Here is a 24963-nt window from a genome sequence, read left to right as displayed (position 1 = left end):
GCGCGGGCGGTCGCGTCGCAACATTCTGTCGTCATCCCCGCTCACGGGTCGCGCGAACGCACGCCCGATGACGGGCTCCGGCAGGGATCCACTACGCTGCGGCTTCTTGGTTCTATCACTGGCGTCTCTGGAATAGTGGATCGTTCGCCTTCGGACGATGACAACTGAAATGCGTTGGCAATCTCGCGACATGAACTGCCCGAGCTTTGCGTCTTCTTTGCCCGCCCTCTCATTCAGAGGGCGCAGGGAAGACTGGGTGCACGCCGCACCCGCGGTCTCGTGTGCTGCCTGCGCATCAAGAAAATGCACACGAGCATACAGGTACAGCGGGAGCATCCCGGCCTTCCCTGCAATGGCTTTACGGCTTAGTTCGTGCTCTCCCCGGAGAACGGCTCTTTTGCCTCCGTCGCCCCCGAGCAGCTTTCGCTTCTCAAAGGACTTAACGCCAGCACCGCGGTGCCCGAACCACACGACTTCGCCGTACGCTTACCGCGCGCAACGTCTCTCGCGCCATCCGCGTCCATCGCATCTCACCGCGCGTTCGTGACGTTGGCCGACGCCCCTCAATCAAGTCGCCGGTATCGCTGCGTCATTGCATACAGTCACCATGCGCACTCAGCGCGTTTCCTCGGTGCCGGTCTTCGATGCGGATTTCGGTTGGGGCGCCTTGGAGCCCATCTCCAGACAGGGCCGTTGCGTCCAGGTGCCGTCGGCTTGCTGCTGATAGGCATGGCAGGAGGCGGAAGCAGGCGCTTCGCTTGTCTTCGCCGGATGGGAATTCGTGGCAGAGTTTCTTGCCAACGTCGGCGCTGCGAGCGTGAGAAGGGCGGCCGCCGAACCGAAGAAGATTGCTTGCCCTAACCGCATGGGAAATTCTCCTCTTTCGAAACGTTATGTCTTTTCTAAAAGGGATTGTGGAGATTCTGGGGAATGCACGCTGGGTGTGCCAGCGCTTGCTTAACGTTTTGCAAACGTCTCCTGACCCCGACGCGCCGCAGCGCAGGACGAATTTCTGTTCTGGCATGCAGGAACCAGTTCCTTCGGCCGTGCGTTGGCTGGGCATCATGCCGAAGGTACGGCGGCCATGCGTCCGCAAAAATCACTGTTCAATGCGCTGCTGACCCATTTCCTGATGGGCGTCGCGCTCGGGCTATCGCTGGTCCTGTTGCTCGGCCTTATCGATGCTTTCCATGTCAGGGACCTCGTCGCAAAAAGCGCCGCACCCGTTCAAACCATGCTGATGCTGGTTACGACTTACGGCCTGATGTTCGGCATCGGCGCGGCGCTGACCGGCCTGGTGCTGACGCTGGAAGACGAGAGCTGAAGATAAGGCGGCCTGGTCAGCGGCGCAGGCGGGCGATCGTGCCGGCGACGATCTGCATCGCGACGCCGATCACCCATCCGGCCATGATCAGCGATATCCATGCCAGATGCGGATCGTGGCGCAGCACGATGACGCCTACGCACGTGAATGCCGATAGCGCCGCGAGGAAAGTGCCGACCGCGCTCAGCAGTTCCGGCGTATCGATCTTGCCGATCCAGGTCCCGTCAGTGGGCCGGCTGTTCGATGCCGTGGTGGGGAGGGGCGGCGTATCGATGCCGAGGTAAAAGCCGAGGGCGCCGCCGATCATCATCAGAAGCAGGAAGGCTTGGTTGGTGAGTGCTGCATGGCTCGTTCCGACCAGTGCGGCCACAAACAACCCGCTCGCCGCGCCTGCCATGGCAAGCCCAATGCGTTCCAGGACGTGGGCGACTTTTCGAACGCGGGTTTGCATGCTTATGAGCCCGCCGGTTGCAGAAGAGATTAGGACGGTTTCACGTGAGGTGGAAGCAACCTAGCGGTGCAGATGGAGCGCCGAATTGATACAGCGCAACGTACGACCAGCGACGAGGCGCGTGGGCCGCGCTATCATGCTCATATGGTCGATGTTGATCCGCCCCACAGTCTGCAGAAGTGGGTACGATCCGGCTTGGTGCGCTACGCTTCGAGAGGAGACGTGAACTGATGGGCCTGCTTGACAATCCATTCGATCCGGCGCGCGAGGCGGCGCTTGTCACCGGTGCGGGCAACGGGATCGGCCGCGCGATCGCGCAAGCCCTGGTCGGCGAGGGTGTGCGCACGATGTTTGCCGACGTCAACCGGGAGACGGTGACGGCGGCGATCAAGGCCTCGGCTCGGCCGGAACTGGCAGTACCCTGGATCGGCGATCTCGCCGAGCCCGCGGCGCGCGAGGCGCTGCTGACGGAGGCTGCCGCCGCTGTCGGGTCCGTGACGCATTTCGTGCATAGCGCATCACCGCCGCGGCGCGAGACCGATCACATGCTCGGCGTCACCACGGAGATTTGGGCGCGGATGCATGCGGTGAATCTGGAAGCCGGATTCCATCTGTCGCGCCAGTTGGCGCAAAAGCTGATCGCCGACAAACAGCCGGGCTCGTTCCTGCTCTTGACCTCGCTGCATGCCGGCACGCCGCGCAACCTGCCGCATTACTCGACGGCGAAGGCGGGGCTTTCGATGCTCGTGAAGGAGCTGGCCAAGACGTTTGGCCGCTTTGGCATCCGCGTCAACGCGCTGGTGCCCGGCGCGATCGCAGCCGGCGGCTTTGTCGCCGATCCTGCGCTGGCAAAGCATATTCCGCTCGGCCGGCTCGGTGAGGCCAAAGACCTCGCACCGCTGGCGCTGGCGGTGCTGTCGAACCGGATATCGGCCTACGTCACGGGAGCCGCCATTGTGATCGACGGCGGGCTGTCGCTGACGAACTGGTTCGAGCCGCCGGAGTTGGGGGATGTGTGAGAGAACTGTAGGCTGGCAAAGGTGCTCTCGCGCCGTGGCGGAGCCTGTCATCGGTGGCTTTGCCACCTACAAGATTATCGGTACGTAGCCCGGGGTGGAGCCAACGGGCTACTGGCTACGCGCTATGTTCCTGGTGCTTGGCGTGCCATTTCGGGCCGGGACCGCGCATGTAGTGCAGCTCGGGACGGTAGGGGTTGCGGGCAAGATCAAACAGAGCCTGCCACCGCGTCACGATCTCTGCCAGGCGCCGGAGAAGCAATTGCATGGCCAGCATGGCGACACCTCAATGCGGCTTGCCGAGCACGGACGAAAACGGCAGGGCGAAAATTTCGATGTTGAGATCGTCGTGGACGTGCAGCGTCCAGTCACGCCAGTCTTCCGGGTCCTGCAGCATGATCAGCGACTGCACGACGCGAGCGGCGTGGGCGCGCAGCTCGGCCAAGTTTTCGATGGCGGCGCCGCGCTGGTCGAAGCCTTCGCCCTCTGAGTTGGAGCAGTGGAAGTAGACCTGTGCCATATCCGACCCCCGGCGATTCGATTCACCCTGGAAAATACCAAGCGGAAGACCGGCTTAACATTCGGGGAGATTGCGGACGGGATACTACGGGTATTAAGCGACTTCAGGCGGAACTGCGGTCGTTGGACTTATCTTAAAATTATCGGTTGCGGCGGAAGGAACGAGCTTTTCGGTTGGGCCGTTCTCACGACAGACGCCGTAACGCCGGAACGTTGCGGCATGGACAGGTGGAACTCCGGGAGAGCGACAATGATGTCGGAAATGCAGATCCACACAATTGCGCGCCAGATGATGGAGAAGCACGGCCTAACCGCGATCGCGCAAGCCGCACACAATGCGCAGGCCTGCGAAAGCAGCGGCGATGTCGAGGAAGCCAAGGAGTGGCGTCATATCGAAGACGCCATGAAGCTGATGCGGGGCCCGCACCAGAGCTGATCATCCCTATGTAGCCGGCACGAGCCGTCGGGGCGCATTTGCGCGACCCCTGCTGCTCATCCAGGCTGCAAAAATCCTACCGCAGCGGCATCGGTGGGCGCACCACCGGCTCGCCATCATCGGCGATCGTTTGCCGGGGTGGTGCAGGCGGCGGAGGTGCCGCGGCCTGCGCCGGCGGGAGCGGTGCGGCGTGGGCAGCCGCCATCGGAGCGGGTGAGTAGGAAGGCGTATAGGAATAGGCCGGCTTCGGCTTGCGTACTGGAGGAGCGGCCGGCCGGACCACCGGCGGAGGCGCTACCGCCGCAGCTCTGGCCTCGGAAGCTTTGGCCTCGGAGGCTTTGGCCAATTCGCGCGCCATTTGCGCTTGGCTCGCCTTGAGTTGCGCGATGGTGGTTTTCAGTTCCTCGACCTGTTGCCCCATGGCGGCGAGATCCTGCGCCATCGACTGCAACTGGGCCGATTCCGCAGACGGAGCCGGCGCCGCGGCAGTAACGGCGGGTTCGGGCTGAGTAGGGGCTGCCGCCGTTGCATTTGCCGGTTGAGCGACTTGATCCGTTGCGACGGCATCCGTGGCCGTCGTGCTTGGCTGTTCGGCGGGCTTGGGTGCCGACGGCAATGCCGCCAGCAGGAAGGGCGGTGCCCAATCGACAGCCATCGCCTTGGCCTGATCGCCATAGTGCTGCCAGCCGGCGGCAGCAATGGCGCCGGCAAGGCCGAGCAGCGCCATGAAAATGCGCTTTGCCCATTTGCTCACCGGCCGTTCGTCAAGAGCTTTGAGGCCATCCACCTTGATCTCGCGATCGACCTTGATCTCGCGCGCGTTGGGTGCGCCAAAGGTGGGTTCGGCTTGCGGAATCGGCCCGCCGACGGAAATCGGGGGCGTAACTTGAACCACCGGCGGCGCTGCCCCGATTTGAACTTGCGGCTGCGCTGCGGCTTGAACTTGCGAATGCGCCGCGACTTGGGCCTGCGGCTGCGCGATTTGGACCTCCGGCGCTGCCGGAGAGGTGGCTGGATCGTGCGCCACCGGCGGCGCCTTGTGGGCGTGCGCGGCCAGCACCGTTTCGATCGCAAAAATGTCGTGCGGATCAGCCTCTTTTAGCATTGGCGTGGATTGCATTGGCGGTCCCTTACTCAGTCCAATGTCACCCGCATCGGGGCGGCGAGCATGCTTTTCTGCGTGGAAACCCTCTGCCCAAGTCCCACACGGCCAGCGAGGTTTGACCAAAGCAAGGCGATCTCGTGGAGAGGTTGGGGCCGAACAAAGGGCCGGGATCGCTGGAACCCGGGGCTACAGGTCGGACCGGCGGTGCAGAAGTCCCTAGAGGGGTGCGCCCGCGACGTCAGCCCGGTGCCGGGCGTGCCACCGGGGGCCGGGGCCGCGCATATAGTGGCGCTCCGGACGATAGGGATCGCGGGCGCGCTCGATCAGGCGGCGGCACCGCGCCATAAGCGCATCGAGGCGGCGGAGCAACGGCATGAACGGTGGGCGCGCCGGCAGCATGGCAGTCTTTCAGTGCGGTTTGCCGAGGACGAAGGCGAAGGGCAGAACGAACAGTTCGTCGTCGAAATCGTCGTTCACATGCACGACCCAGTCGCGCCAGTCTTCGCCGTCGCGGCCCATGATCATCGACCGGACGATACAGGCGGCGCGGTCGCGCGCCTCGGCGAGGTCGCTCACTGCTTCGCCGGATCGGTCGATCCGGATTTCCCGGGAGCTCGAACAGTGGAAATAGACCTGGGTCATGTCGGGCCCTCCTGTTGCAGGATCTGCATTGTTAGTTGCAGATTACCCGGACAAGGTTCTGGCCCTCTGTGACGCGCCTCACAGTCACATCGTTAGGATTTTATTAATTATGTCCGTATCAGACTGAGCTTCATGGAATCGCAGCGGAACCGGACCTCCCGAGCCGGCAGTTGCAAGAGAAGGTCGGCGGCGTAATGCCCGCCGGCCTTTTCTCTTTTCGGCGCGGCAAGCCGCCGCTGAAATTCACGGCGCTGTGAATTGGGTGCCGGAACAAGCATCTCGCTTCGCCCGTTCGCTGTTCATATCCGAAGGGAGAATGACAATGATGAAACTGAAGCTGCTGGGCGCGGCCGCGATCCTTGCGACGGGGCTTGCGACACCCGCGATGGCGCAGGAAGCGACCCAGGAGCCCGGCATGATCGGGTTCAACTATCCAAACTCCAACTACCTGCGGGGCGGATATGGCGTGCGCACGCCGAGCCGTTTTGACTACAGCTACTATTATGGCGACTACGGACCTCGCGTCTATTACCGCCCCGGCCCAGCTTACTACGGTCCCGGGCCGGTTGGGCTTGCGGCTGGCGTAGCCGCCGGTGCGATCGGAACCGCGGCTGCGATCGCCGGCGCACCATACGTTGATTCCTACGCCTATTATGACGGGCCCGGTTATTGGTAGAGCCGGACGCGCGATTTCAACAAAGCGGCCGCAAGGCCGCTTTTTGTTGGCCGGTTGGTGTTTGAGCGCATTGCCGCGGAATAGGACGACGGCAGCGCCAGCAAGATGATCGCATTCAACGCTGTGGCGCGCTTCCTGACGAGCCGAAAACGTGAATGCGCTCCGGCGCCTGCCTGCCATCCGTGAAGCTTGGCCTTAACTGCCGGCGTGCGTCCGGCAGGTTCAATCTGCCGCGGACCGGCTATCCGGAGGCGGCTTTCGGTCGCGATAATCGCCGTGCTAGGTTTGCGGCATCATGAGCAACCGCATTCTCGTTTTTTACGGCTCCTACCGCTCCGACCGCATGGGCATTCGGCTGGCGCAATTCGTCGTCGAGCGGTTTGCCGCGCGCGGCGACGATGTTGAATTGATCGACGCCAAGGCGATCGGCATGCCGATGCTGGACCGGATGTACAAGGAATATCCGAAAGGCGACGCGCCGGCCGCGCTCGAGAAACTCGCAGGCCAGATCCGTGCCGCCGACGGCTTTGTGTTCGTCACCGGCGAATATAATTGGGGCATGCAGCCCGGGCTGAAAAACCTCACCGATCATTTCCTCGAAGAATGGTTCTGGCGGCCGGCCGCGATCGCGAGCTATTCGGCCGGCCGCTTCTCAGGCGCGCGCGCCGCGATGGCATGGCACGGCACGCTTTCGGAAATGGGCATGGTGGTGATTTCGAGCTCGATCAGCGTCGGGCCGATCGCGCAGACGCTCTCTGAAGACGGCAAGCCGACAGGCGAGGGCGGCAACGCCCTTGCGCGCTCGTTTCCGCGCTTTGCCGATGATCTCGCGTGGTGGATGGAAGCGGCACGGGCACAGCGGGAGCGCAAGAAGCCGCCTTATTGAGCGCGGCACATGCGCTGCCCCGAATGGAGCGCAATGTTGGCAAAAACGCACCTATTTTTCGCCACGGCCGGACAGCAGATTGCCTATCGTCTCCCATCCTTCGCCTCTTGAGCCGCTCGCTCATTCGCGCCATGCACCGGAAAAAACTGATGTCGCCAATGAGGATGGCTTGCGGTCTATTTGCTCTTGCCGCCTTGGTCGCGCTGAGTGGTGCGGCGATCGCGCAGAATCTCGATCAGGGCAAACCGGCGCCAAAGCTGTTTGCGGAAAGCTGTGCGTCCTGCCACCGCAGCGCGCGCGGGCTCGCCAAGGGCCGCTTCCATCTGACGCTATACCTGTTCCTGCAGAAGCACTATGCCAGCGGTTCGAGCTCGGCTTGGGCGCTGACCTCCTATCTGGAATCCATTGACAGCGGAAAGCGCGTCGCGGCCAAGCCGGCAGCTACCTCGCGGTCATCGTTCCGGCCTCCCGCGCCGGTACCGGCGCGATAGCCATATGCCACGCCTTGCTCACGGCAGCGCTGCGAAATCTCCCCAAGCCTGTCATCTTTTCGACTTCTGCCAGCATAGCATTGAAGTCGTGTAATGGTGGCGGGGAGTAATGACCATGGTCGTAGCTGAACTTCAGACCAAGGTGGAGAAATACGAGAGCCGGGCCGGCAAGTGCGAAGCGAAGGCGCGCGAGGCCACGGACAAGGCACAGCAGGCCTTCTATGAGGGGCTCGCCGGCTACTATGCAAGCCTGGCGACGGATTTCCGCAAGATTATCGAGAAGCGAACCGCTTAAAGCGCGCTAGATCACGCCCCGCCGATGGCGCGGGTGATCGTTCCGCTGCCGCCGCACTTGGGGCAGGGAGCGCCGCCGATGCGGCCCTTGCCGTGACATTCGGGGCAGATGTCGTCGCCGGTGCCGGGCGTGCCGCGAGGTGCTTCATCGCCGGGATTAAGCATTGAATTCGCCGCCTGCATCTGGGCGTTTGCGCGCGATTTCGTGCTTTGCGAGTTTGATGCCTTGTTCCGCATAGTGCGTGCCTTTCGTCGATATTGCCTTATAACGCCGCAGAGGTGACGAGGTTGCGCGCGCTGCCAGCTACGCAACCTTCCCGACCGTGAGCGCGTTGGGAAGACATGATGGAACCAGCAAGCCTGCATCCCATGAAGGGATTCAACCCATCCGAGCCCGCGATCCTGCACGACCGCACAACCGATCAGATCGTGACCTGGACCGGCGAGGAGGCCGACGACTTCCGCCGCTTAAGCCGCGCGCGTGATGACGGAACGGTGGCATGGCGGCAATATCTGTTCGACGGCTGGGGAAACGTGCTCGGGGGGTGAAGGCGGCATCTGCCCATCCGTCGCCACTGATTCGCGCGTCCACGATTGACTCGCATCAACATCCTGCGGGCCGCCGCTAACGTTTCGTGGAAACCGGATACCGCCGATCCCGGACCACGAAGAAATGGCGGATTATGCCAACGCTAATCGACCCTGCGTCCTTGCTTGCCGCGCTGGGCGAGCTTCACCATCACCTGCAGCGCCTGATTGGTCGGCGTGGCAATGCCGAGCTCGGCGCCCTTGCGGACCACATGGCCGTTGAGAAAATCGATCTCGCTGGGCTTGCCGCGCGCAAGGTCCTGCGCGGTGGACGACATCTGGTTCGGCATGATGGCGGGGATGTTCAGGATATGCGCGAGGAGATCGTCCGGTATCGCCACGCCGCAGGCGCGGGCAACGGATATGGCCTCCTGCACCGCGCGGGTGACGACATCCCGCGTGCCTTCGACTTCGAGCATCGGTCCGTAGGAGATGTTTGCCACGGCAGACAGCGCATTGAAGGCGCAGTTGATGATCAGCTTGCTCCACAGCGTCTTGTCGATATCGTCAGCGATCGTGATGCCGATGCCGGCGGCTTGAAACATCTCGGCCAGCGCGTTGCTCGCTGCCGAGCGGCCGATGCTGAGATCACCGCCGCCGTGATGCCTGACATGTCCGGGGCCGGCCATCTCGCTGCCGACATAGACGACGACCGGAATAACGGCGTGACCAATGACGGCAGAAAGACGCTGTGCATTGTCGACGCCGTTCTGCAGGCTGAGCACGGCTGTGTCCGGCCGCAAATGCCCGGCGAGCGAGCGGCCGGCCGTTTCGGTGTCGGCCGACTTCACGCAGACCAGCACCAGATCGGGCGCGGCCAGCACGGATGTGTCGGTGGCGGCGCGGGCGGGCAGGTGATCCTTGAAACTCTTGGTGTCCAGTAGCAGGCCATGGGCGTTGATGGCGTCGACATGCGGCTGGCGACCGATGAAGGTCACGTCATGGCCGGCCCTGAGCAGCAGTCCTCCATAGTAGCATCCGACCGCGCCGGCACCGATGACCGCGACTTGCATGCTTTTCTCCGTTCGGCTGGTGCAGCGAGCAGGGTGGTTGGCGAAACATCAAGGGCGGGTGACGCCTTCGGCTAATCCGGATACGTCCCTATTTGCTTCTTTGCTAGTCCCAATTGACCACCGTGGACCCGTTGGCTCGTCCAGGCTACTTGCCAGGGCGGGGCGCTTAGCGGGGTGTTCTGGCGGCTTTATTTCAGGTAGCATCGTCGCATGAGCGAAACCGAGACCTTGTTTGCGGGCCTGCGTCAGTCGTCGGACGAAGCCGTTGTCGGCATGCTCGAGCGTATGGTGCGGGACGCCCCGGACCATGCCTTGAACAAGATCAACGCGCTCGATCTCGCACGCACCCAGGGCATCGACGAAGATCGGGTCATCGCAGCCTTCCTGAATGCGGTGGGGCTCGGCATGTTCGAGATGACATGGAACGTGATGTGCCCGAGCTGCGCCGGCGTTCTTTCCGCCAACAAAAGCCTGAAGACGCTGAATAGCGCGCAGTATCATTGCGCCTTCTGCGCCGCGGGCTACGAGACGACGCTCGATAATCTGGTCGAGGTGACCTTCACGGTGAGCCCGCGCGTGCGAAAGATCGCGGCTCATAGTCCCGACGAACTGCCCGCCGCCGAATATTATCGCCAGATCTTCTGGAGTTCGGCGATCGATCTTCCGGCCGATCTGGAGAAGCTGTTGGACGACGTCACGCTCGAAATTGTCGACCTGCCGGCCGGCGAAAGGGCCATCCTGTCCCTGCAGGTGCCGCAGGGCACGCTGATCGTGTTCGATCCCGTGACGCATGCGGCCCAGTTCCTCGACGTCAGCGGCAAAGAGATTCACGAGCGCCAGAACCTGTCGGTGATCTTCAACAAGGTCCAGGTGCCCGTCGACACAGTTGCCTTGCGCCCCGGGCCGCTGCGTCTGGCCTTGGACAACCGCACCGACAGCCGCGTATTGCCGGCGGTATGGATCGCGAACCCGGCGCTAGATGACCTGCTGAAACGGCGCAAATCCGTTCTCACGGCAAAGCGTCTCCTCACCAACCAGACCTTCCGTGATATCTACCGCACCGATACGCTCGCCATCGGCCAGCGCCTCAAGATCCTGAGCCTGACCTTCTTGTTCAGCGATCTCAAGGACTCCACCGGGCTCTATGAGCGCGTCGGTGACCTCACGGCCTTCGATCTCGTCAACGAGCATTTCAGGCTGCTGCAGGAGATTATCGCGTCCGAAAGGGGGGCGATTGTGAAGACCATTGGCGATGCGGTCATGGCGACCTTCGAGACGCCTGATCGCGCCATCGCCGCTGCGATACGGATGCGCGAGGCGATGAGCGATCTCGGCGCCGAGCGTCAGCACCAGAGTCTGCATCTGAAAATGGGCATCCACGAGGGATCATGCCTGGCGGTCACACTCAACGGCCAGCAGGATTATTTTGGCCAGACGGTCAATATCGCGTCGCGGGTCCAGGGTCTTGCCGCCTCACGCGCGATCGTAGTGACGGAATCAGTGCTTGAAAACGCGCTTACCCGGGCGCTCCTCAAGACCAGTGGGCTGAAGCCAACGCCAAGACGCGTGGCGTTGAGCGGCATCGCCGACAAGGTGTCGGTCTACGAGATTTCCTGACCTGGCTGGCTGTTGGTCCGGTTGCGCTTGTCGTGCGGCGCGCACCCGCGACGAGCGGTGGACTCATCCGGGCTAATTCCTGTGACCCAATCACCACAGTCGAGCCGAATTACGCCGGGGAGGTCATGCCGGATTGCGTTCGGCCACGCTTCCGCCCGGATTCGGTTCCGCGATGGCCGCGTGTTGGTTTTCGGCTTGGGCTGGGGCGCGAGCGGGGGATTGCAACATGTCTTCCATTGGCTGCACCGGTGCTTCGTGCATCGACGTCAGGGTAGGCCGCGAAGCGCGATCGATCACGGCGGCGCGCGCAGGGAAATTGATACGGCTGTTTGCTGTCATGCTGGGAGCGGCGTCGCTTGCGGCTTGCGCGCAGTCCTCGGTCGTCAGCCAGAAACCCGAACTTCGCGCCAGCAGGCAGGCATCGCTCGACCCGGATCGAATCACGTCGTCCATGATGAAGCGGCGCGTGGCTGCTGTGAGACAGCACACCCCGGCCACGTCGCGCAGGGATGCAGGCGGCATCAAGACCGCCTCGCATGGGGTTGCCAGCTTCTACACCGAGGGAGAGAAGACCGCGAGTGGCGAAAAGTTCAACACGCTCGAAATGACCGCTGCCCATCCGACCTTGCCCTTCGGCACCAAGTTGCGCGTGACAAACCTCGCCAGCGGCCGCTCGGTGACGGTGCGGGTCAATGACCGCGGTCCCTATGTTCAGGGGCGTATCGTCGACGTCTCCTATTCCGCCGCCGACGCGCTGGGAATGGTGGGGAAGGGTGTCGCCAAGGTCAAACTCGACGTCGTGCAGTAGCCGAACCCATCTTACGCGCTGATCGCGATGCATTCGAATTTGCGCGACGGATGCGCGAGCTGATCGGCGCTTTCGACAATGCGCATTTCCGCGGTCCCGCTCGCCGCTGTGCGTTCCAGCACGGCGAAGATGGCGGAGGCTGCGTGGCTGAGCGCTGCCGGCGTTTCGGCGCCGCCGAGGCGCGCGGCGACCAGCAGCGCGGCGAACAGATCGCCGGTGCCGTTCGGGCTGATCGGAAGTTTCGGCGTGCGCACGCGAAAGGCTTGTGCGCGCTCGACAGCGAGCGTCTCGATCGTGCCCTCCGGCGTATCGGAAAGTTCGGCGCTGGTGACGACGATGGTCCCGCGCGCCAGAAACGCGCGCGCCGCCTTCAGCACCTGATCGATCGAAGCGGCCTTCGTCCCGCACAGCCATTCGAACTCGAAATGGTTGGGCGTGATGATATCGGCGAGCGGGCATAGAAGGTCGCGCACCAGCGGCGGGACGTCGTCGCGGACGAACAGGCCACGGTCGCGATCCCCGAGCACAGGATCGCAGCAATAGCGCAGCGTGGGATTTTTCGCCTTGGCGCGCGCGACAAAGTCCGCGACCACGGCTGCGTTATCGGCCGAGCCGAGATAGCCCGACAAGATCATCTGCGCGCTGTCGACTGCGCCGCGCTCCTCGATTCCGCGCAACAGGTCGGCAACGAACTCGGCCTCGAGCACGCGGCCGCGGATGCTCGGATAGCCCGGCCGGTTGCTCAGCAGCGTGGTCGGCACCGCGACGACGTCGATCCCGTGCAACTGCATCGGAAACACCGCGGCGCTGTTGCCGACATGGCCGAAAGCGACCTGCGACTGGATAGAAATCACGTCCATATGGGTTAAATCTTGACACGGCGAATTGCGCGGCGGGAATCGCCGCAAGTTAACACATTGGTTATTTCTTTGCGGGCATTTTCTGGATCTCATTCAACAAAGAGGCACCATGTCTGACATCACCATTCCCGGCGGGCGGATTCGTTCTTTCGTTGAGCGCATCGAGAACCTCGACACCGAATTGCAGGAGTTGAACGAGCAGAAGAAGGAAGTGTTTTCGGAGGCCAAGGGCGAAGGATTTGACGTCAAGATCCTCAAGGAGATCATCAAGCTGAGGAAGCAGGACCAGGACGAGCGCGACGAGCGCGAAAGCCTGCTCGATCTCTACATGCGTGCCATGGAAACCGCGCCGCCGGAGAAGGAAGCGAAGGCGGCGTGAGGCTAGCGGCACGTTGCTGAATACGACCTTCGCTTTTCGTCATGGCCGGGCTTTGACCCGGCCATTCACGTCTTTCTGCTCAATCTAGCCCCCGCCTATCCCCTTGCGGGAGAGGGTTAGGGAGAGAGTGGGCCGCTTGCTGCACGGCGAATAGATCGCCGGACCGCGCTGCCATGATTCCGCCGGCCGCAAAGCGGCGAATCCAGCGAACCTTGACGGCACTTCCTGCGACCAACGGCCGGTTCTGCATTCTGTCATCGCATGTGTGCATTGCAACAATGCGCTATTGCAGCGCAGCAAAATGACTATTAGGTCCGTATTTCAAGCTACCCATGGAGAATTGAAGTGAACAAGATTTCCCTGTCCATCACCGCCGCCGCTGTGCTCGCGATGACGGCTGCCACAAGCGCTGTCGCAGCCGAACTGCCGGCCTATGAAAAGGCGGGCTTGCCGGTCTCGGCCGTGCAGGTTCAGGTGCTGGGCGCCGAAAACGTCCAGGAAGCTTCGCCAGCCGCCACGTCCGTCACACCGGTTCAGCACAGCGTCCTGACGCCGCGGAACAAGATCACGACCGCACAAGGCCGCACCGGTAGCGCCATTCGCTGAGTGCAGCCGTTTGACTGGCGCTGAGCGCCTTGTGCCAAGTTGCAAAAGCCCGCGATGTCCTCGCGGGCTTTTTCGTGAGCATCGAGGAGAGCAAACGCGTCGTTAAGAATTCGCGCGCGCTGATTTGCGCTGATACGATTCGTTCTTAGCGAACAAAATGGAGTCGGACGGCGAACAAAGCTGTCCCGCCCTGCGATCGGCTACGTCGTCCAGGCGAGGAGCGCGCGGGCTTTGCCGCGATTTCCGGGCTTTGCAGCTTCGCGCGCAGCTCATAAGCTGACGTCAACCGAACGCGCCCCACCTCTCGTCAGAGATCGCCGCGTTACGCCGATCGAGGACCGGAGCGAAGGAGAAAAGAACAGCGGACACGGCGCACGGCCTTGGCAAGGGGAGGACACCGATGCCGCTGTCGATCGACCGCCGTCGTGCGCTTGCGCTCACCAGCTCTCTCGTCGCTGCGCCGTGGCTTGTGCCAGGCCTAAGCCGCGCCGGAGAAACCTGGCCAACGCGTTCGGTAAAATATGTCAACGGCTTTCCGGCCGGCGGCGCCACCGACACGCTCTCGCGCCTGCTCTGCCAGAAGATGAGCGAACTCTCCGGGCAATCTTTCGTGGTCGAGAACAAGGCCGGCGCCGGCGGCGTCTTGGGCGCTGACGCGATCGCAAAGGCGCCGCCGGACGGCTACACGGTCGGGCTCGGCGGCATCGCCTCCAACGTGCTCGCGATCGGCAGCTATGCCAAACTGCCATATCACCCACGCGAGGATTTCACCTTCATCTCGGGCATGTGGCAATTGCCGAACATCCTGACCGCAAGGAAGGGGCTGTTCTCCGCCGACCTCAAGGAATTGCTCGCCGCATTCAAGAAAGAGCCGGGCAAATATACCTACGCCTCCGCCGGCTTCGGCACTACGCTGCATCTCTCCGGCGAGATGTTGAACAGCATGGCCGGCGTGCAGCTCCGGCATGTGCCCTATCGCGGCGCAGCGCCGGCGCTGAACGACCTGCTCGGCGGCAATGTCGATCTGCTGTTCGACAATCTGCCGGGCTCGCTGCCGAGCGTGCGCTCCGGCGCGATCCGCCCGGTCGCGGTCACCGCCAAGCAACGGCTTAAAGAGCTTCCCGACGTGCCCGCGATCGCCGAACTGTTGCCCGGCTACGAGGTCACCTCATGGGCCGCGCTGATCGGCCCGGCGAACATGCCGCCCGACCTCGTCGCGCAAATCAACGCACTCACCGCGAAAGCCCTGAACGACCCCTGGCTGCAACAGCGTTTCGCCGATCTCGGCGCCACCACCTGGCCGACCACGCCGCAGGAGATCGCGGCATATCGGGATCGCGAGGAGGGGCGGCTATTGCCGATCATGAAGGCGGCCGGGATCAAGCCAGAGGGTGGAGGATAGAGGTGTATGGCCCGCTTGCTTCCGCGGCATCCGCGCGCAATCACGAAGCAAACCCCTTGTTAAGAATTGGCTCGCGCCGATTTGCGCTGATGCGATTCGTTCCGTGCGAACAAAGTGGAGTCGGATACAGAACAAAGCTGCGGTGCTGCTTATCTCCCTGCTTCAGGTGAGTACCGGTTGGAGTTATGATCATCCGGCCGAGCAGGGCGCGAAGTCATGGCGAAGAAAGCGGGCAAGCGGGCATCGCGACAGACGGTCCTCGTGATCGACATCGGCGGTTCGCGTGTGAAAGCCATGACCAACAGGGAGCGGGTAAGGCGCGCGTTTGCGTCCGGTCCCGAGCTATCTGCGCGAGTGATGGTAAGGAAGGTCAAGGCGCTGACCAAAGACTGGTCCTATGACGTGGTCGCGATCGGGTATCCGGGACCTGTGGCCAACAACCGGCCGTTGTCGGAGCCTCACAATCTCGGTCAGGGGTGGGCCGGTTTCAATTTTGAAAAGGCGTTCGGCCGCCCGACCAAGGTCGTCAACGATGCGCTGATGCAGGCGATCGGCAGCTACCAGGGCGGCCGGATGCTGTTCTTGGGGCTAGGGACGGGTCTCGGCTCCGCGATGATCGTGGACGGCATTCTGGAGCCGATGGAGCTGGCTCACCTGCCGTACCGCCACGGCAAGACCTTCGAGCAATATGTCGGCGCCGCGGCGCTCAAGCGCGTTGGCAGGAAGAAATGGCAACGCGAGGTCGACGACGTCATCAGGCGTCTGCTCGCTGCGCTGGAGCCGGATTACGTCGTACTGGGCGGCGGCAACGCCGACAAGGTCGACAAGCTGCCGCGCAAGGTCCGCCGCGGCGCCAACACCAACGCGTTCGAGGGTGGATTTCGGCTGTGGAAGAAGGGGGCGGTCAAAGCGGCCGGTGTGCGGCGCTAGCGAATGATGGAGCTTGCTGACGATGTCGCCTCCCGGACCCGGTGCAGATACTCTTCCCCAGTACCCCGCAGGGCCCAGACACAAAATCGCGAAAACAACCCCATGCAAAGTAGGGCGGATGAGCCATCCGCAGCGGAGTAGACGACGACTAACGCCACATGCCGCGCATGCGCTCGCGAATGTCGATCTGCACGGTTTGATGTGGTGTCGGGCGAGCGGCCGGGGTTGCCGCCGGCCATATCTGCCGGTCGAACAGCTTGACCAGATGATCCGGTATGAAGCGCGTCCGGGACGCATAGACATGCCGGTCGCCGCGGGCCTGCTGGCCGTGCACGAAGAAGCGCTGCGGCACGATCAGATGCAGATCGTCCTTGGCGCGGGTCATCGCGACGTAGAGCAGGCGTCGCTCCTCCTCGAGTTCGGCTGTCGTGCCGGCGCCGAGATCAGACGGCATGCAGCCGTCGACCACGTTCAAGGCGTAGACCGATTTCCATTCCTGCCCCTTCGCCGAGTGGATCGTGGACAGGATCAGATAGTCTTCGTCTCGCAGTGGTGGCCCTGCGCGATCGCTGGTCGCGTCAGGCGGATCGAGCGTGAGCTCGGTCAGGAAGCGCTCGCGGGAAGGATAGCTAGAAGCGATCTGCTCGAGCTGCAAGAGATCAGCCAGCCGCACCTCGGCATCCTCGTGGATGCGCTCCAGATGCGGGGTGTACCAGAGCCTGATGCGTTCGATGTCAACCGGCCATTCCGAATAGCGGAGGTTAGTCAGCGTTTCGACAAAGGCGGTCCAATCCGGGCCGGCGCGCGGCGGCGTCGGCAGCGCTGCGAGCGCGGAGATCGGATCGGCCATGACGGTGGTTTGATCGAGAATGCGCTGCGCCGACGCAGGGCCGATGCCGGGCAGCAGATGCAGCACGCGGAATCCGGCGACCCGGTCGCGCGGGTTCTCGACGAACTTGAGCAGCGCCAGCACGTCCTTGACATGGGCGGCGTCCAGAAACTTCAGGCCGCCGAACTTGACGAAGGGAATATTGCGCCGTGTCAGCTCGACCTCCAGCGGGCCGCTATGCGAGGACGTCCGGAACAGAACAGCCTGCTCCTTGAGCCGCGATCCCTGTTCGCGGTTCGACAGCACCTGCTCGACGATGTAGCGCGCCTGGTCGGCCTCGTCGCGAACCGTGACGAGACGCGGCAGTTGCGCCGAATGGCGCTCGGTCCAGAGATTTTTGGTGAACCGTTCTTTTGCCAATCCAATCACGGCATTGGCGGCTGCCAGAACCGGCTGGGTCGAGCGATAGTTGCGGTCGAGCGTAACGATCTCTGCCCTGGGGCTGAAGTGGTCAGGGAAATCCAGAATGTTCCGGACGGTGGCTGCGCGAAACGAATAGATCGATTGGGCGTCGTCGCCCACCACGGTGAGGCCGCGCCCGTCCGGCTTGAGCGCCAGCAATATCGTCGCCTGCAGCCGGTTGGTGTCCTGATACTCGTCGACCATGACATGATCGAACCGGCCGCCGATCTCCTGCGCGATGGCAGGCTCTGATACCATCTGCGCCCACCACAGCAAGAGGTCGTCATAGTCGAGCACGTTCTGCTTCTGCTTGGCCTCGACGTAAGCAGCGAACAATTGCTTGAGTTCGCCGGCCCATCCCGAACACCAGGGATAATGCTGTGCCAGCACCGTCTCGATCGGCATCTGCGCATTCACGCAGCGGGAATAGATCGCAAGGCAGGTGCCCTTGGCGGGAAAGCGAGACTCCGTCTTTGAAAATCCGAGCTCGTGGCGCACCAGATTGAGCAGATCGGCCGAATCCTCGCGATCATGGATGGTGAAGGCGGGGTCGAAGCCGATACGCTCGGCATATTCGCGCAGCAGCCGCGCCCCGATGCCATGGAAGGTTCCGGCCCAGGTCAGCGCATCCGTCATGATGCCGGCCTTGTCGCCGAGCACGCGACGCGCGATGCGTTCGACCCGCTGCGTTATCTCGGCGGCGGCACGGCGTGAAAACGTCATCAGCAGCATGCGGCGCGGATCGGCGCCCTTGATGATGAGATGGGCCACCCGGTGCGCGAGCGTGTTGGTCTTGCCGGATCCGGCGCCAGCAATGACAAGAAGCGGCGACCCAATGGTCCCATCCGCGGCGATGCCGTGCTCGACGGCCCTGCGCTGCTCCGGATTAAGGCTTTCCAGATATTGATCGGTAGTTTCGGCCAGCACGAATCACCCCATGTCGACCTGAAGGTCGACCGATTCGCTGACGGTCGCAACGGCGAATGTCCGCGCTTATCTCCCTGTCTCGCAAACAGGTTGTTAAGGATTGGCTCGCCCTGATTGCACGATTCCGATTCGTTCCTTGCGAACAAAATGGAGTCGGACGGAGAACGAGGCTGCGGAGTGATCGCGTGGGAACCGCCACGAAATCGCCCCAACTGCCGAAGTTTCATGCTGTTCTGCGATCTCCAATGTCGGAACACGTTGCCCTGCCGCTCGTTCTAAGTGGCGCAACAGCTCAACGCGTTCGACAGGAGTGCTTCATGCGAAATGTCATTCTTCCAATCGTCACCGCCTTGGCGCTTGGCGCAGCGACACCTGCCATGGCCTACGATTCCGGTGGTCAGATCTCGATGCGGGTCGCGCTCGACGTCGCGACCGATCTCGGCATCATGACGGTGTCTCACACCCAGTTCCAGGGCGATCAGTGGGAGATCGAGGGCCGCGACCGCAGCGGCCGATGGATGGAGGTCTATGTCGACGCACGAACCGGCGAAGTGCGCCACATGAATCGCGGATGGTGAAGTGCGAGACCCTTGCTCCGTCACCTGAACCGATGTGATTTTGCAAAGCTAACATGATTCAGCAGGCTTTCCTTCGCAAAGGAAAGCCTGCTGACACATGGCAATCGACTGTCTAAGATAGGCACATGTCCCGCCTTGTGTGTCTATCGATTGCTCTCGCCCTATCGCTGTTGTCCGTCGCCGCTCTGGCGGCGCCGGTGCACAAGCGGCCGGCTCCGCGCTGGCATGGCTACGGCTTCCTGCCGGGCTACCAGCAGCCGCTCAACAACAGCCTTCCACTGTACAAGCAGAAGGACGCGCTGCGGCGCCTGGCGCGCCAGAACCGGCGTCCCTGGTACATCGACCCGGTTCCCCAATATTACGGGTGGGGTGGCAATCTGCACTATTTCGGCCGGCCCGGTTTTTACGGCGGCCGCTACAACGGCGGCAGCTTCGGCCCGTGCTGGACGCGGACACCGATCGGGCCGGTCTGGAATTGCGGCTGATCGGGTCCGTAAGTCGCAATAGCAAGCAGGGCGGGTTAGCGAAGCGACAGGCTCCGCGAAATCCGGCGGCATCAGGAAACAGGCGCGGCTTGCGGCAGCGCGCCCGTCAGCCCTGCAGGGGCGTGGGTTGAACAGTGGTCTGCACCAAGTTAAGCGTCGGCCATGAACCAGCCGACGCGCGGCGGCGATGCTCCAGCCCAAAAAAGTGACACGAAACCGGCCCTGCTTGGGGTCGCGTGCGGCGCCGGCGCGGCGCTGTTCTGGGCGCTCGGCTTTGTCGCGACCCGGCACGGGCTCAGGATCGGCTTCACGCCGCCGGACTTGCTGATGCACCGCTTCGTGTGGTCCGGGCTGGTGTTCCTGCCGCTCGTGCTTCGCGCCGGCATCGCTGATCTCGGCGGCATCGGGTGGGGCCGCGGATTGGTGCTGATGGTGCTGGGCGGGCCTGTGATGTCGCTGATCAGCTATACCGGCTTCCTGTTCGTACCGCTCGGCCATGGCAGCGTCATCCAGCCGTCCAGCGCGACGCTCGGCGGCCTGCTGCTGGCCGCGGTGTTCCTGCGCGAGCGGGTGCCGCCCTCGCGCGTAGCGGGGGCGCTCGTCATCGTCGGCGGGCTTGCGGTGATCGGCGCCGAGTCGATCGGCCATATCGGCGCCGATGGCGTGCTGGGCGACTTGCTGTTCGTGATGACCGGATTGATGTTCGCGGTGTTCGGCACGCTGCTGCGCCATTGGCGCGTCTCCGCGTTCTCGGCCGCTACCGTCATCAGCGTGCTGTCGCTGGCGCTGCTGCCGCTCTATGCTGTTATCAGTGGATTTGCCCGTGTGGCGGCGCTGGGCTGGGCTGAAAACGCGCTGCAGGCGCTGGCACAGGGCATCCTGGCCGGCCCCGCTGCGCTCTATCTGTTCGCATTCTCGGTCCAGACCATCGGCGTCGCCCGCGCCGCGGTGTTTCCCGCGACCGTGCCGGCGCTGACGATCCTCGCCGGCTGGCTCCTGCTCGGCGAGCCTCCGACCGCGCTGCAGACGGCGGGACTGGTCACGGTGCTGTTCGGCTTCTATCTGGCGCAAAGGCTGCGGTAAGGAGCATGGCTGATTAAGTTGACGGTGCACTAAACAGCACTTCGCCTTCGGCAGATTAAGTGCACCGTCACCGTAATCGCCGTTTCATTCTTGCTAGGGAAGGGCGCCAATACTTAGGATGACCTGCGAGAAAAGCCTAAGCGCGCGATTTCTTGGGCGGACATTAAGGTCCATTTGCAGCAGATGTAGAGGAAGTCAGGTTACTTCGATGTCAAACCCGTGGGATGTCCCTTATTCGGCTCCGTTGCGTCCCGGAGTAAAGAACGAGGATGAACTATTCCTGTCCGTTGGCCGTGCGCTAAGCAGGTGGGAAGGAATGGAAGCGGAAATGGGCAGCCTGTATGCGGCGCTCACCACGGGTCTGGACGATCGCTCCAGCGATCCGCGCGTTCGGTATCGTAACGAATACGAACGCCCGCGCTGAAATGATTTCGCACGCTGCTGAGGCGTTCTTCTATCCTCTTGGAATGGAAGAGTTTGAGACGGAGCTGAAAGACATATTGAAGAGCTATCGAGGCTGGGCAGGCAGAAGAAACGATATCGCCCATGGGTGCTCAACCGCATCCCGACATCCGGATTACAGCGATAACGACCAGCCTATGATCACGTCATATTCTCTTTGTCCATCACACGGGCACAGCAGGAAATGGGAAATGAATATGGAGCCGGCCTATCACTACATCCCGTCGGAAATTGACGCGTTTGGCGACGCCTTCGATGCCTTGTGTATGCGTGTAGCTGATTTTTGGAAGAGGCTCGACGAGTGGCGCATAAAGCGTGAATTTGAGTATCGCAGCGAGTAGGGCGGCTTAGCGAAGCATAACCCGCCGACTTTGTCACTTTGAATGGCGGATTCGCCTTCGGCTAACCCGCGCTGCGCTTGCTGCTGGTTCAATTGGAGTAGCTGGTCTCGAACGGGTGCAAGATTTCAGATAACTTAACACCAGAGCGGCTTCAATTGAAAGATTCCCTGTGTCTGAAGATGATCCCATTGATGATGAATGGATCGACAAAGTTCTAGCTGGCGATCCTTTCCCTATCGAGGAGGAAGAAGATGAGCCGATAGGCCGCCTGCTTTCCGATAGCGAATTAGACGCGGGTCAGCGACTAGTCATAGAATGGCAGTCGCCGCAGAATTTCAGCGACATAACAAATGCTCTGTGCTCACGATGCAAGTCGGCTGCCTTTTTCAATCAGCCTAAGCTAAAATATCTGCACGACGCATATGTGCTAGCCAAATTTGCGCGCCTGCAAAATGCGGAGAGCGTTCGTCTCGCGGCAGCTTCGGATCAGTGGCCTGACGGATTCATAAAATTCCACGGCCAAATTCACAACATTGAGGTAACGAGTACGCACGGCGGCCGGAAGCTAGGCGAGGAATATCGAAACGTAACAGGCTCCACGCTCAGCATGGACCCGGTGGAGAATTGGGTGGAGCGCGCGAATTCAATCCCGAAATATCTGGATGAGGCAATCGGCAACAAAGCCAAAAGGAGATACGCAAGCCCATGCTGGCTCGTTGTCTACCTTAACATCAGTGAATACGGCATTCGACAAAAAGAGACGGAAAAGACGATCGCCGAAACGAAAGAGCGCCATACGTCGGCTTTTTCCGCAATTTCTGTGCTATGGAAGGGCAAGCTCTACTGAAGGCGCTGTCAGCGAGCGTAGCCTGGATGCGCGCAGCGATATCCGGGGTGAGTGTTAAATGTCCCGACGTCGCTGCGCTCATCCGGGCTACTCGCTAATCTGAACGAAAGATATGCTGGCGCGGCCGTGTGTTGGCCAACAGCAAGTAGGGCGGGTTAGCGAAGCGCAGCCCGCCGATTCGGTCGTTAAGGACGGCGGATTACGCCTTCGGCTAATCTAATCCGCCCTACGCTTGCTACCTGAGGGGCGGAGAAGAGAGCGGACGCGATGGCCTTATCTCAAGCTCTGGAGAAAATTCCGAAGACCTATGATCGCATTACCGGTTGACTCAACAATTGGGGTAATTGACCATCGTTTGAAGATAGCTTCTTCAACGGGATTTGGGTTCACCATGAAGATGTGACTTGGAGGTCTTTCGCTGCTGCCGCCGGCGGACTTCCATATCTTGGCTAGCTTATGAAAGAGATAGCGCATATTTATGTCTGACAGGCTGTAACCGATGAAAAGTACTGGGTGCCTCAAAACATCGGCTCGAAGCATTTGATCCAGCGGAGACTCAAAATCCAGGCGATCAAGATAGCTGCTTTCCGTGAGAACTAGCGTCTTATCATCTTCAAAATCGCCGTGAAATTTTACTATTTCGAGTTCGCCTCCCTGTTTTGCCGTGAGGTCCTTCACTGTGAGTATCTTCCGATAGGGCAGCTCCCAATGCTCACAGGCCTTCTCAAGCCATCGATCAAAATTGGTGGTGTAAATCTTTCTAAATCCCGCGCGAATGATCGCCTCGTGCACCTGTGAATCTTTAACGTCGATTTCTCTTGCTGTGCCATTCTACATCCATCCAGCTTCGGAGTGGTCCGATACTGCCCCGTTGAATCTCGTAGAATTCTGCAAGGGCAAGAGGACCTCCAAATTGTTTGAGGATGGACGGTTCGTACCCAAGTTGATTTGCCACCTCGTCCATCAGTGCTGACCATGAGGGTAGGCCTAAATTCTGCGACACGCCTGCTCCGACGAAGAGAATCGTGTTCTTGGTATCAATTTCTTCCATGGCTATCCCTGAGATGAGTGAGAAATTGATCCACCGCCAATTTGCGCATTGAGATTTCATTCTTTCCTTCGCCCATTTCGGCGAAGGTTTGAGAATGCCCATCTGGAATAAATATAGCATCCCACTGGAATTCCTCTGGTCCGCGAGGCTCCGTCGGGACGACCCCCTCTATGGTCCCCTTAAAAATATGAATCTTCCGTCCGTCGCAATAACCGAGGAGTGTCGTTGCAATCGCTCTAGGATTCGATGACCTTCCAATGATCTCGCAAAGACGCTTATTCTTCAGCTTGTTCCAAAAAATTTCGGTGAGGCCCCCTGGAAATCCGTCCAAAAATTCAAACTGCAAACCAGTGTGATCCACAAATATGGGGCGCTTGAAGCGTGCAAATGCCTTAACGCACTTGTCCGTAACGAGGGCCTCCATATCTTCGGTCTGAATTTCGTCGATGGAGTAGGCTGCTTCAACAACGAAGTGACCAGCCGGCTCGATTAGCTTTTTGAATTCACCAAACTTGTGTGGGTTCTTAGTGAGAAATCGAAGTTCCATCCTAAATACTCATCAGCCGTACACAGTGTTGCGCTGCGAATTCACCATTATGAACGTAGTTCGCTTGGTAATCTCCTTCAGATTTTCGGCGCCAATGTATGTCATTGCCGATCTTAGTCCACCGGCTATCTGACCCATCGTCTCCTTGACCTCTCCTTTGAATGGTACTTTGACAGTTTTGCCTTCCGCTGCGCGATAGTCCGCAACCCCGCCATGGTGCTTTGTCATCGCGGTTTCCGAGGACATTCCATAGAAAACCATCTTGGGTACTTGCTGTCCGTCGATCGTCTCATGAACGATCTCTCCTTTGCACTCGACGTGTCCAGAAAGCATTCCGCCTAACATCACGAAGTCTGCTCCGCCTCCGATGGCCTTGACTATGTCACCGGGTACAACGCAGCCTCCATCCGAACACACATGGCCCCCCAATCCATGGGCAGCATCAGCGCACTCGATAACGGCTGATAGTTGTGGGAAACCAACGCCAGTCAAATCGCGAGTTGTGCAAACTGATCCAGAACCGATCCCCACGCGAACGATGTCTGCACCGGCAAGTATGAGGGCTTCAGTAATTTCGGCCGTGACGACCGTTCCAACCATGATTACGGCTGCTGGGTTCTCTAACCTAAGCTTGGCAATCGCTGATAGAAATTGCTCGGTGTAACCGTTGGCAACGTCGATGCTAATCATCGGAACCGGCACCTTCGCCTTCACTTTGGCGAGTTTCTCCCAGTCTTCTGACGAAGTTCCGACGGTGAAGAAGGCATTGTGTGACGCGTCGGTCGAGAAAAAGTTAATTAGCTCTTCGACGGAGTAGTATTTGTGAAGGGCTACTAAGGCATCAAACTTGGATAGCGCCCTCGCCATTTCGATCGTGCCGATCGTATCCATGTTGGATGCGATTAAGGGAAAGCCGGTCCATCCGATCTCAGAGTGGCGAAAACGGAACGTCCTTGTGATATTAGCTTCAGATCTTGAGGTGAGGGTGGATCGCTTGGGTCGAATCAAGACGTCTCGGAAGTCCAACTTGATATCTGTTTCTATATGCATACCCTGAGCCTATTCAGTTGATCACAAGTTGCGTCGTGCTGGGCAAGTATTTAACCTCCGTTGCATTCTGGGGTTGCAGGTAAAAGGGGAGCTCGTCGACACCGCAAGACGTGTACTGCTTAGCGTGTATCATAGTGAAGACCCCATCACAGTCCGCGCAGCGAGTAGCCCGCTTGAGCTTTACGGATGCGAGTTGTGGTCGCCGGACAGAGCAATCGCGGATATCGCTGCTCATACGGGCCACGCTTGCTAAACTGA

Annotated in this window: 33 protein-coding genes; 19 read left to right on the top strand and 14 right to left on the bottom strand. The window is 61.0% G+C overall.

Translation table 11 applies throughout. The features are described from left to right. Positions 1-615 precede the first annotated feature (615 nt). Complete coding sequence (locus tag HCN50_RS18000; protein ID WP_171711005.1) at positions 616-867, bottom strand: hypothetical protein; 252 nt, start codon at positions 865-867, stop codon at positions 616-618. 217 nt (positions 868-1084) lie between these two features. On the opposite strand from HCN50_RS18000, the gene HCN50_RS17995 reads away from it, so the two are divergent. Continuing rightward, on the top strand, positions 1085-1324 hold the full coding sequence (locus tag HCN50_RS17995; protein ID WP_171711004.1) for a hypothetical protein: 240 nt from the start codon (positions 1085-1087) through the stop codon (positions 1322-1324). 16 nt (positions 1325-1340) lie between these two features. Here HCN50_RS17995 and HCN50_RS17990 read toward each other — a convergent pair whose 3' ends face one another. Further along, positions 1341-1775, bottom strand: a complete 435-nt coding sequence (locus HCN50_RS17990) for a hypothetical protein (RefSeq protein ID WP_171711003.1) — start codon at positions 1773-1775, stop codon at positions 1341-1343. Positions 1776-2005: 230 nt separating this feature from the next. Here HCN50_RS17990 and HCN50_RS17985 point away from each other — a divergent pair, with 230 nt between their 5' ends. Then, on the top strand, positions 2006-2794 hold the full coding sequence (locus tag HCN50_RS17985) for an SDR family NAD(P)-dependent oxidoreductase (RefSeq protein WP_171711002.1): 789 nt from the start codon (positions 2006-2008) through the stop codon (positions 2792-2794). A gap of 115 nt (positions 2795-2909) precedes the next feature. On the opposite strand, the gene HCN50_RS17980 is transcribed toward HCN50_RS17985, so the two are convergent. Both HCN50_RS17980 and HCN50_RS17975 read right to left on the bottom strand, forming a co-directional pair. Then, the gene (locus HCN50_RS17980; protein WP_171711001.1) at positions 2910-3068 is read right to left on the bottom strand and encodes a hypothetical protein; all 159 of its coding nucleotides are present in this window, start codon (positions 3066-3068) and stop codon (positions 2910-2912) included. A gap of 9 nt (positions 3069-3077) precedes the next feature. Then, complete coding sequence (locus tag HCN50_RS17975) at positions 3078-3311, bottom strand: DUF6894 family protein (protein ID WP_171711000.1); 234 nt, start codon at positions 3309-3311, stop codon at positions 3078-3080. Between the two features lie 249 nt (positions 3312-3560). Between HCN50_RS17975 and HCN50_RS17970 the strand changes: the two genes are divergently transcribed. Beyond that, positions 3561-3746 carry a hypothetical protein gene (locus tag HCN50_RS17970; protein ID WP_171710999.1) on the top strand — a complete coding sequence of 62 codons (186 nt, stop codon included), beginning with the start codon at positions 3561-3563 and terminating at the stop codon, positions 3744-3746. A gap of 76 nt (positions 3747-3822) precedes the next feature. Here HCN50_RS17970 and HCN50_RS17965 read toward each other — a convergent pair whose 3' ends face one another. Both HCN50_RS17965 and HCN50_RS17960 read right to left on the bottom strand, forming a co-directional pair. Then, on the bottom strand, positions 3823-4866 hold the full coding sequence (locus tag HCN50_RS17965) for a hypothetical protein (protein WP_171710998.1): 1044 nt from the start codon (positions 4864-4866) through the stop codon (positions 3823-3825). A gap of 393 nt (positions 4867-5259) precedes the next feature. Further along, entirely contained in the window at positions 5260-5493 is a 234-nt protein-coding gene (locus tag HCN50_RS17960; protein WP_171710997.1) for a DUF6894 family protein, read from the bottom strand. A gap of 322 nt (positions 5494-5815) precedes the next feature. On the opposite strand from HCN50_RS17960, the gene HCN50_RS17955 reads away from it, so the two are divergent. The 4 genes from HCN50_RS17955 to HCN50_RS17940 all read left to right on the top strand — a co-directional run bounded on the left by HCN50_RS17955 (position 5816) and on the right by HCN50_RS17940 (position 7841). Continuing rightward, a complete protein-coding gene (locus HCN50_RS17955) occupies positions 5816-6169 on the top strand; it encodes a hypothetical protein (RefSeq protein WP_171710996.1) in 354 nt (117 codons plus the stop codon). 295 nt (positions 6170-6464) lie between these two features. Then, positions 6465-7055, top strand: coding sequence for an NADPH-dependent FMN reductase (locus tag HCN50_RS17950; protein WP_171710995.1), 591 nt, complete (start codon positions 6465-6467; stop codon positions 7053-7055). Positions 7056-7204: 149 nt separating this feature from the next. Next, a complete protein-coding gene (locus HCN50_RS17945; protein ID WP_376700295.1) occupies positions 7205-7546 on the top strand; it encodes a cytochrome C in 342 nt (113 codons plus the stop codon). A gap of 115 nt (positions 7547-7661) precedes the next feature. After that, positions 7662-7841 (top strand): hypothetical protein, encoded by a 180-nt coding sequence (locus HCN50_RS17940; protein WP_171710994.1) that lies wholly within the window; start codon positions 7662-7664, stop codon positions 7839-7841. Between the two features lie 11 nt (positions 7842-7852). Here HCN50_RS17940 and HCN50_RS17935 read toward each other — a convergent pair whose 3' ends face one another. Then, entirely contained in the window at positions 7853-8005 is a 153-nt protein-coding gene (locus HCN50_RS17935) for a hypothetical protein (protein WP_171710993.1), read from the bottom strand. A 180-nt stretch (positions 8006-8185) separates the two neighbouring features. On the opposite strand from HCN50_RS17935, the gene HCN50_RS17930 reads away from it, so the two are divergent. Then, positions 8186-8389: a hypothetical protein gene (locus HCN50_RS17930; RefSeq protein ID WP_171710992.1), complete on the top strand. Its 204-nt coding sequence runs from the start codon at positions 8186-8188 to the stop codon at positions 8387-8389. A gap of 143 nt (positions 8390-8532) precedes the next feature. On the opposite strand, the gene HCN50_RS17925 is transcribed toward HCN50_RS17930, so the two are convergent. Beyond that, positions 8533-9441 (bottom strand): ketopantoate reductase family protein, encoded by a 909-nt coding sequence (locus HCN50_RS17925; RefSeq protein WP_171710991.1) that lies wholly within the window; start codon positions 9439-9441, stop codon positions 8533-8535. A gap of 210 nt (positions 9442-9651) precedes the next feature. On the opposite strand from HCN50_RS17925, the gene HCN50_RS17920 reads away from it, so the two are divergent. Further along, complete coding sequence (locus HCN50_RS17920) at positions 9652-11058, top strand: adenylate/guanylate cyclase domain-containing protein (protein ID WP_171710990.1); 1407 nt, start codon at positions 9652-9654, stop codon at positions 11056-11058. A gap of 123 nt (positions 11059-11181) precedes the next feature. Here the strand turns inward: HCN50_RS17920 and HCN50_RS33095 are convergent, their stop codons facing one another. Continuing rightward, entirely contained in the window at positions 11182-11511 is a 330-nt protein-coding gene (locus HCN50_RS33095; protein WP_210265031.1) for a hypothetical protein, read from the bottom strand. 13 nt (positions 11512-11524) lie between these two features. Here HCN50_RS33095 and HCN50_RS17915 point away from each other — a divergent pair, with 13 nt between their 5' ends. Continuing rightward, a complete protein-coding gene (locus tag HCN50_RS17915; RefSeq protein WP_311968063.1) occupies positions 11525-11866 on the top strand; it encodes a septal ring lytic transglycosylase RlpA family protein in 342 nt (113 codons plus the stop codon). 11 nt (positions 11867-11877) lie between these two features. Here HCN50_RS17915 and pdxY read toward each other — a convergent pair whose 3' ends face one another. Then, complete coding sequence (gene pdxY, locus HCN50_RS17910; RefSeq protein WP_171710988.1) at positions 11878-12726, bottom strand: pyridoxal kinase PdxY; 849 nt, start codon at positions 12724-12726, stop codon at positions 11878-11880. Positions 12727-12835: 109 nt separating this feature from the next. Here pdxY and HCN50_RS17905 point away from each other — a divergent pair, with 109 nt between their 5' ends. From HCN50_RS17905 to HCN50_RS17890, 4 genes are all read left to right on the top strand, one after another. Continuing rightward, complete coding sequence (locus HCN50_RS17905; protein ID WP_171710987.1) at positions 12836-13105, top strand: DUF2312 domain-containing protein; 270 nt, start codon at positions 12836-12838, stop codon at positions 13103-13105. Between the two features lie 345 nt (positions 13106-13450). Next, positions 13451-13711, top strand: coding sequence for a hypothetical protein (locus tag HCN50_RS17900; protein WP_171710986.1), 261 nt, complete (start codon positions 13451-13453; stop codon positions 13709-13711). A gap of 400 nt (positions 13712-14111) precedes the next feature. Next, on the top strand, positions 14112-15113 hold the full coding sequence (locus HCN50_RS17895; RefSeq protein ID WP_171710985.1) for a Bug family tripartite tricarboxylate transporter substrate binding protein: 1002 nt from the start codon (positions 14112-14114) through the stop codon (positions 15111-15113). 216 nt (positions 15114-15329) lie between these two features. Then, positions 15330-16043, top strand: a complete 714-nt coding sequence (locus HCN50_RS17890; protein WP_171710984.1) for an ROK family protein — start codon at positions 15330-15332, stop codon at positions 16041-16043. 148 nt (positions 16044-16191) lie between these two features. Here the strand turns inward: HCN50_RS17890 and HCN50_RS17885 are convergent, their stop codons facing one another. Next, positions 16192-18261 carry an ATP-dependent helicase gene (locus HCN50_RS17885; protein WP_171710983.1) on the bottom strand — a complete coding sequence of 690 codons (2070 nt, stop codon included), beginning with the start codon at positions 18259-18261 and terminating at the stop codon, positions 16192-16194. A gap of 317 nt (positions 18262-18578) precedes the next feature. Here HCN50_RS17885 and HCN50_RS17880 point away from each other — a divergent pair, with 317 nt between their 5' ends. The 5 genes from HCN50_RS17880 to HCN50_RS17860 all read left to right on the top strand — a co-directional run bounded on the left by HCN50_RS17880 (position 18579) and on the right by HCN50_RS17860 (position 22057). After that, positions 18579-18839, top strand: a complete 261-nt coding sequence (locus HCN50_RS17880) for a PepSY domain-containing protein (protein ID WP_171710982.1) — start codon at positions 18579-18581, stop codon at positions 18837-18839. 125 nt (positions 18840-18964) lie between these two features. Then, positions 18965-19324 carry a hypothetical protein gene (locus HCN50_RS17875; protein WP_171710981.1) on the top strand — a complete coding sequence of 120 codons (360 nt, stop codon included), beginning with the start codon at positions 18965-18967 and terminating at the stop codon, positions 19322-19324. A gap of 162 nt (positions 19325-19486) precedes the next feature. After that, positions 19487-20407 (top strand): DMT family transporter, encoded by a 921-nt coding sequence (locus HCN50_RS17870; RefSeq protein ID WP_171710980.1) that lies wholly within the window; start codon positions 19487-19489, stop codon positions 20405-20407. A 341-nt stretch (positions 20408-20748) separates the two neighbouring features. Next, positions 20749-21210, top strand: coding sequence for a hypothetical protein (locus HCN50_RS17865; RefSeq protein ID WP_171710979.1), 462 nt, complete (start codon positions 20749-20751; stop codon positions 21208-21210). A gap of 169 nt (positions 21211-21379) precedes the next feature. Then, on the top strand, positions 21380-22057 hold the full coding sequence (locus HCN50_RS17860) for a hypothetical protein (protein ID WP_171710978.1): 678 nt from the start codon (positions 21380-21382) through the stop codon (positions 22055-22057). A 273-nt stretch (positions 22058-22330) separates the two neighbouring features. Here HCN50_RS17860 and HCN50_RS17855 read toward each other — a convergent pair whose 3' ends face one another. The 3 genes from HCN50_RS17855 to HCN50_RS17845 form a co-directional block, all read right to left on the bottom strand. After that, a complete protein-coding gene (locus HCN50_RS17855; RefSeq protein WP_210264981.1) occupies positions 22331-22849 on the bottom strand; it encodes an SIR2 family protein in 519 nt (172 codons plus the stop codon). Between the two features lie 245 nt (positions 22850-23094). Beyond that, positions 23095-23655, bottom strand: coding sequence for a non-canonical purine NTP pyrophosphatase (locus HCN50_RS17850; RefSeq protein ID WP_171710977.1), 561 nt, complete (start codon positions 23653-23655; stop codon positions 23095-23097). A 12-nt stretch (positions 23656-23667) separates the two neighbouring features. Then, entirely contained in the window at positions 23668-24705 is a 1038-nt protein-coding gene (locus HCN50_RS17845) for a GMP reductase (protein WP_171710976.1), read from the bottom strand. Positions 24706-24963: the final 258 nt, after the last annotated feature.

This window comes from Bradyrhizobium archetypum (assembly GCF_013114835.1).
Classification (GTDB): Bacteria; Pseudomonadota; Alphaproteobacteria; order Rhizobiales; family Xanthobacteraceae; genus Bradyrhizobium; species Bradyrhizobium archetypum.
Note: the sequence above shows the minus strand (reverse complement) of the source record. Positions and strands in the feature narration are given on the sequence as shown.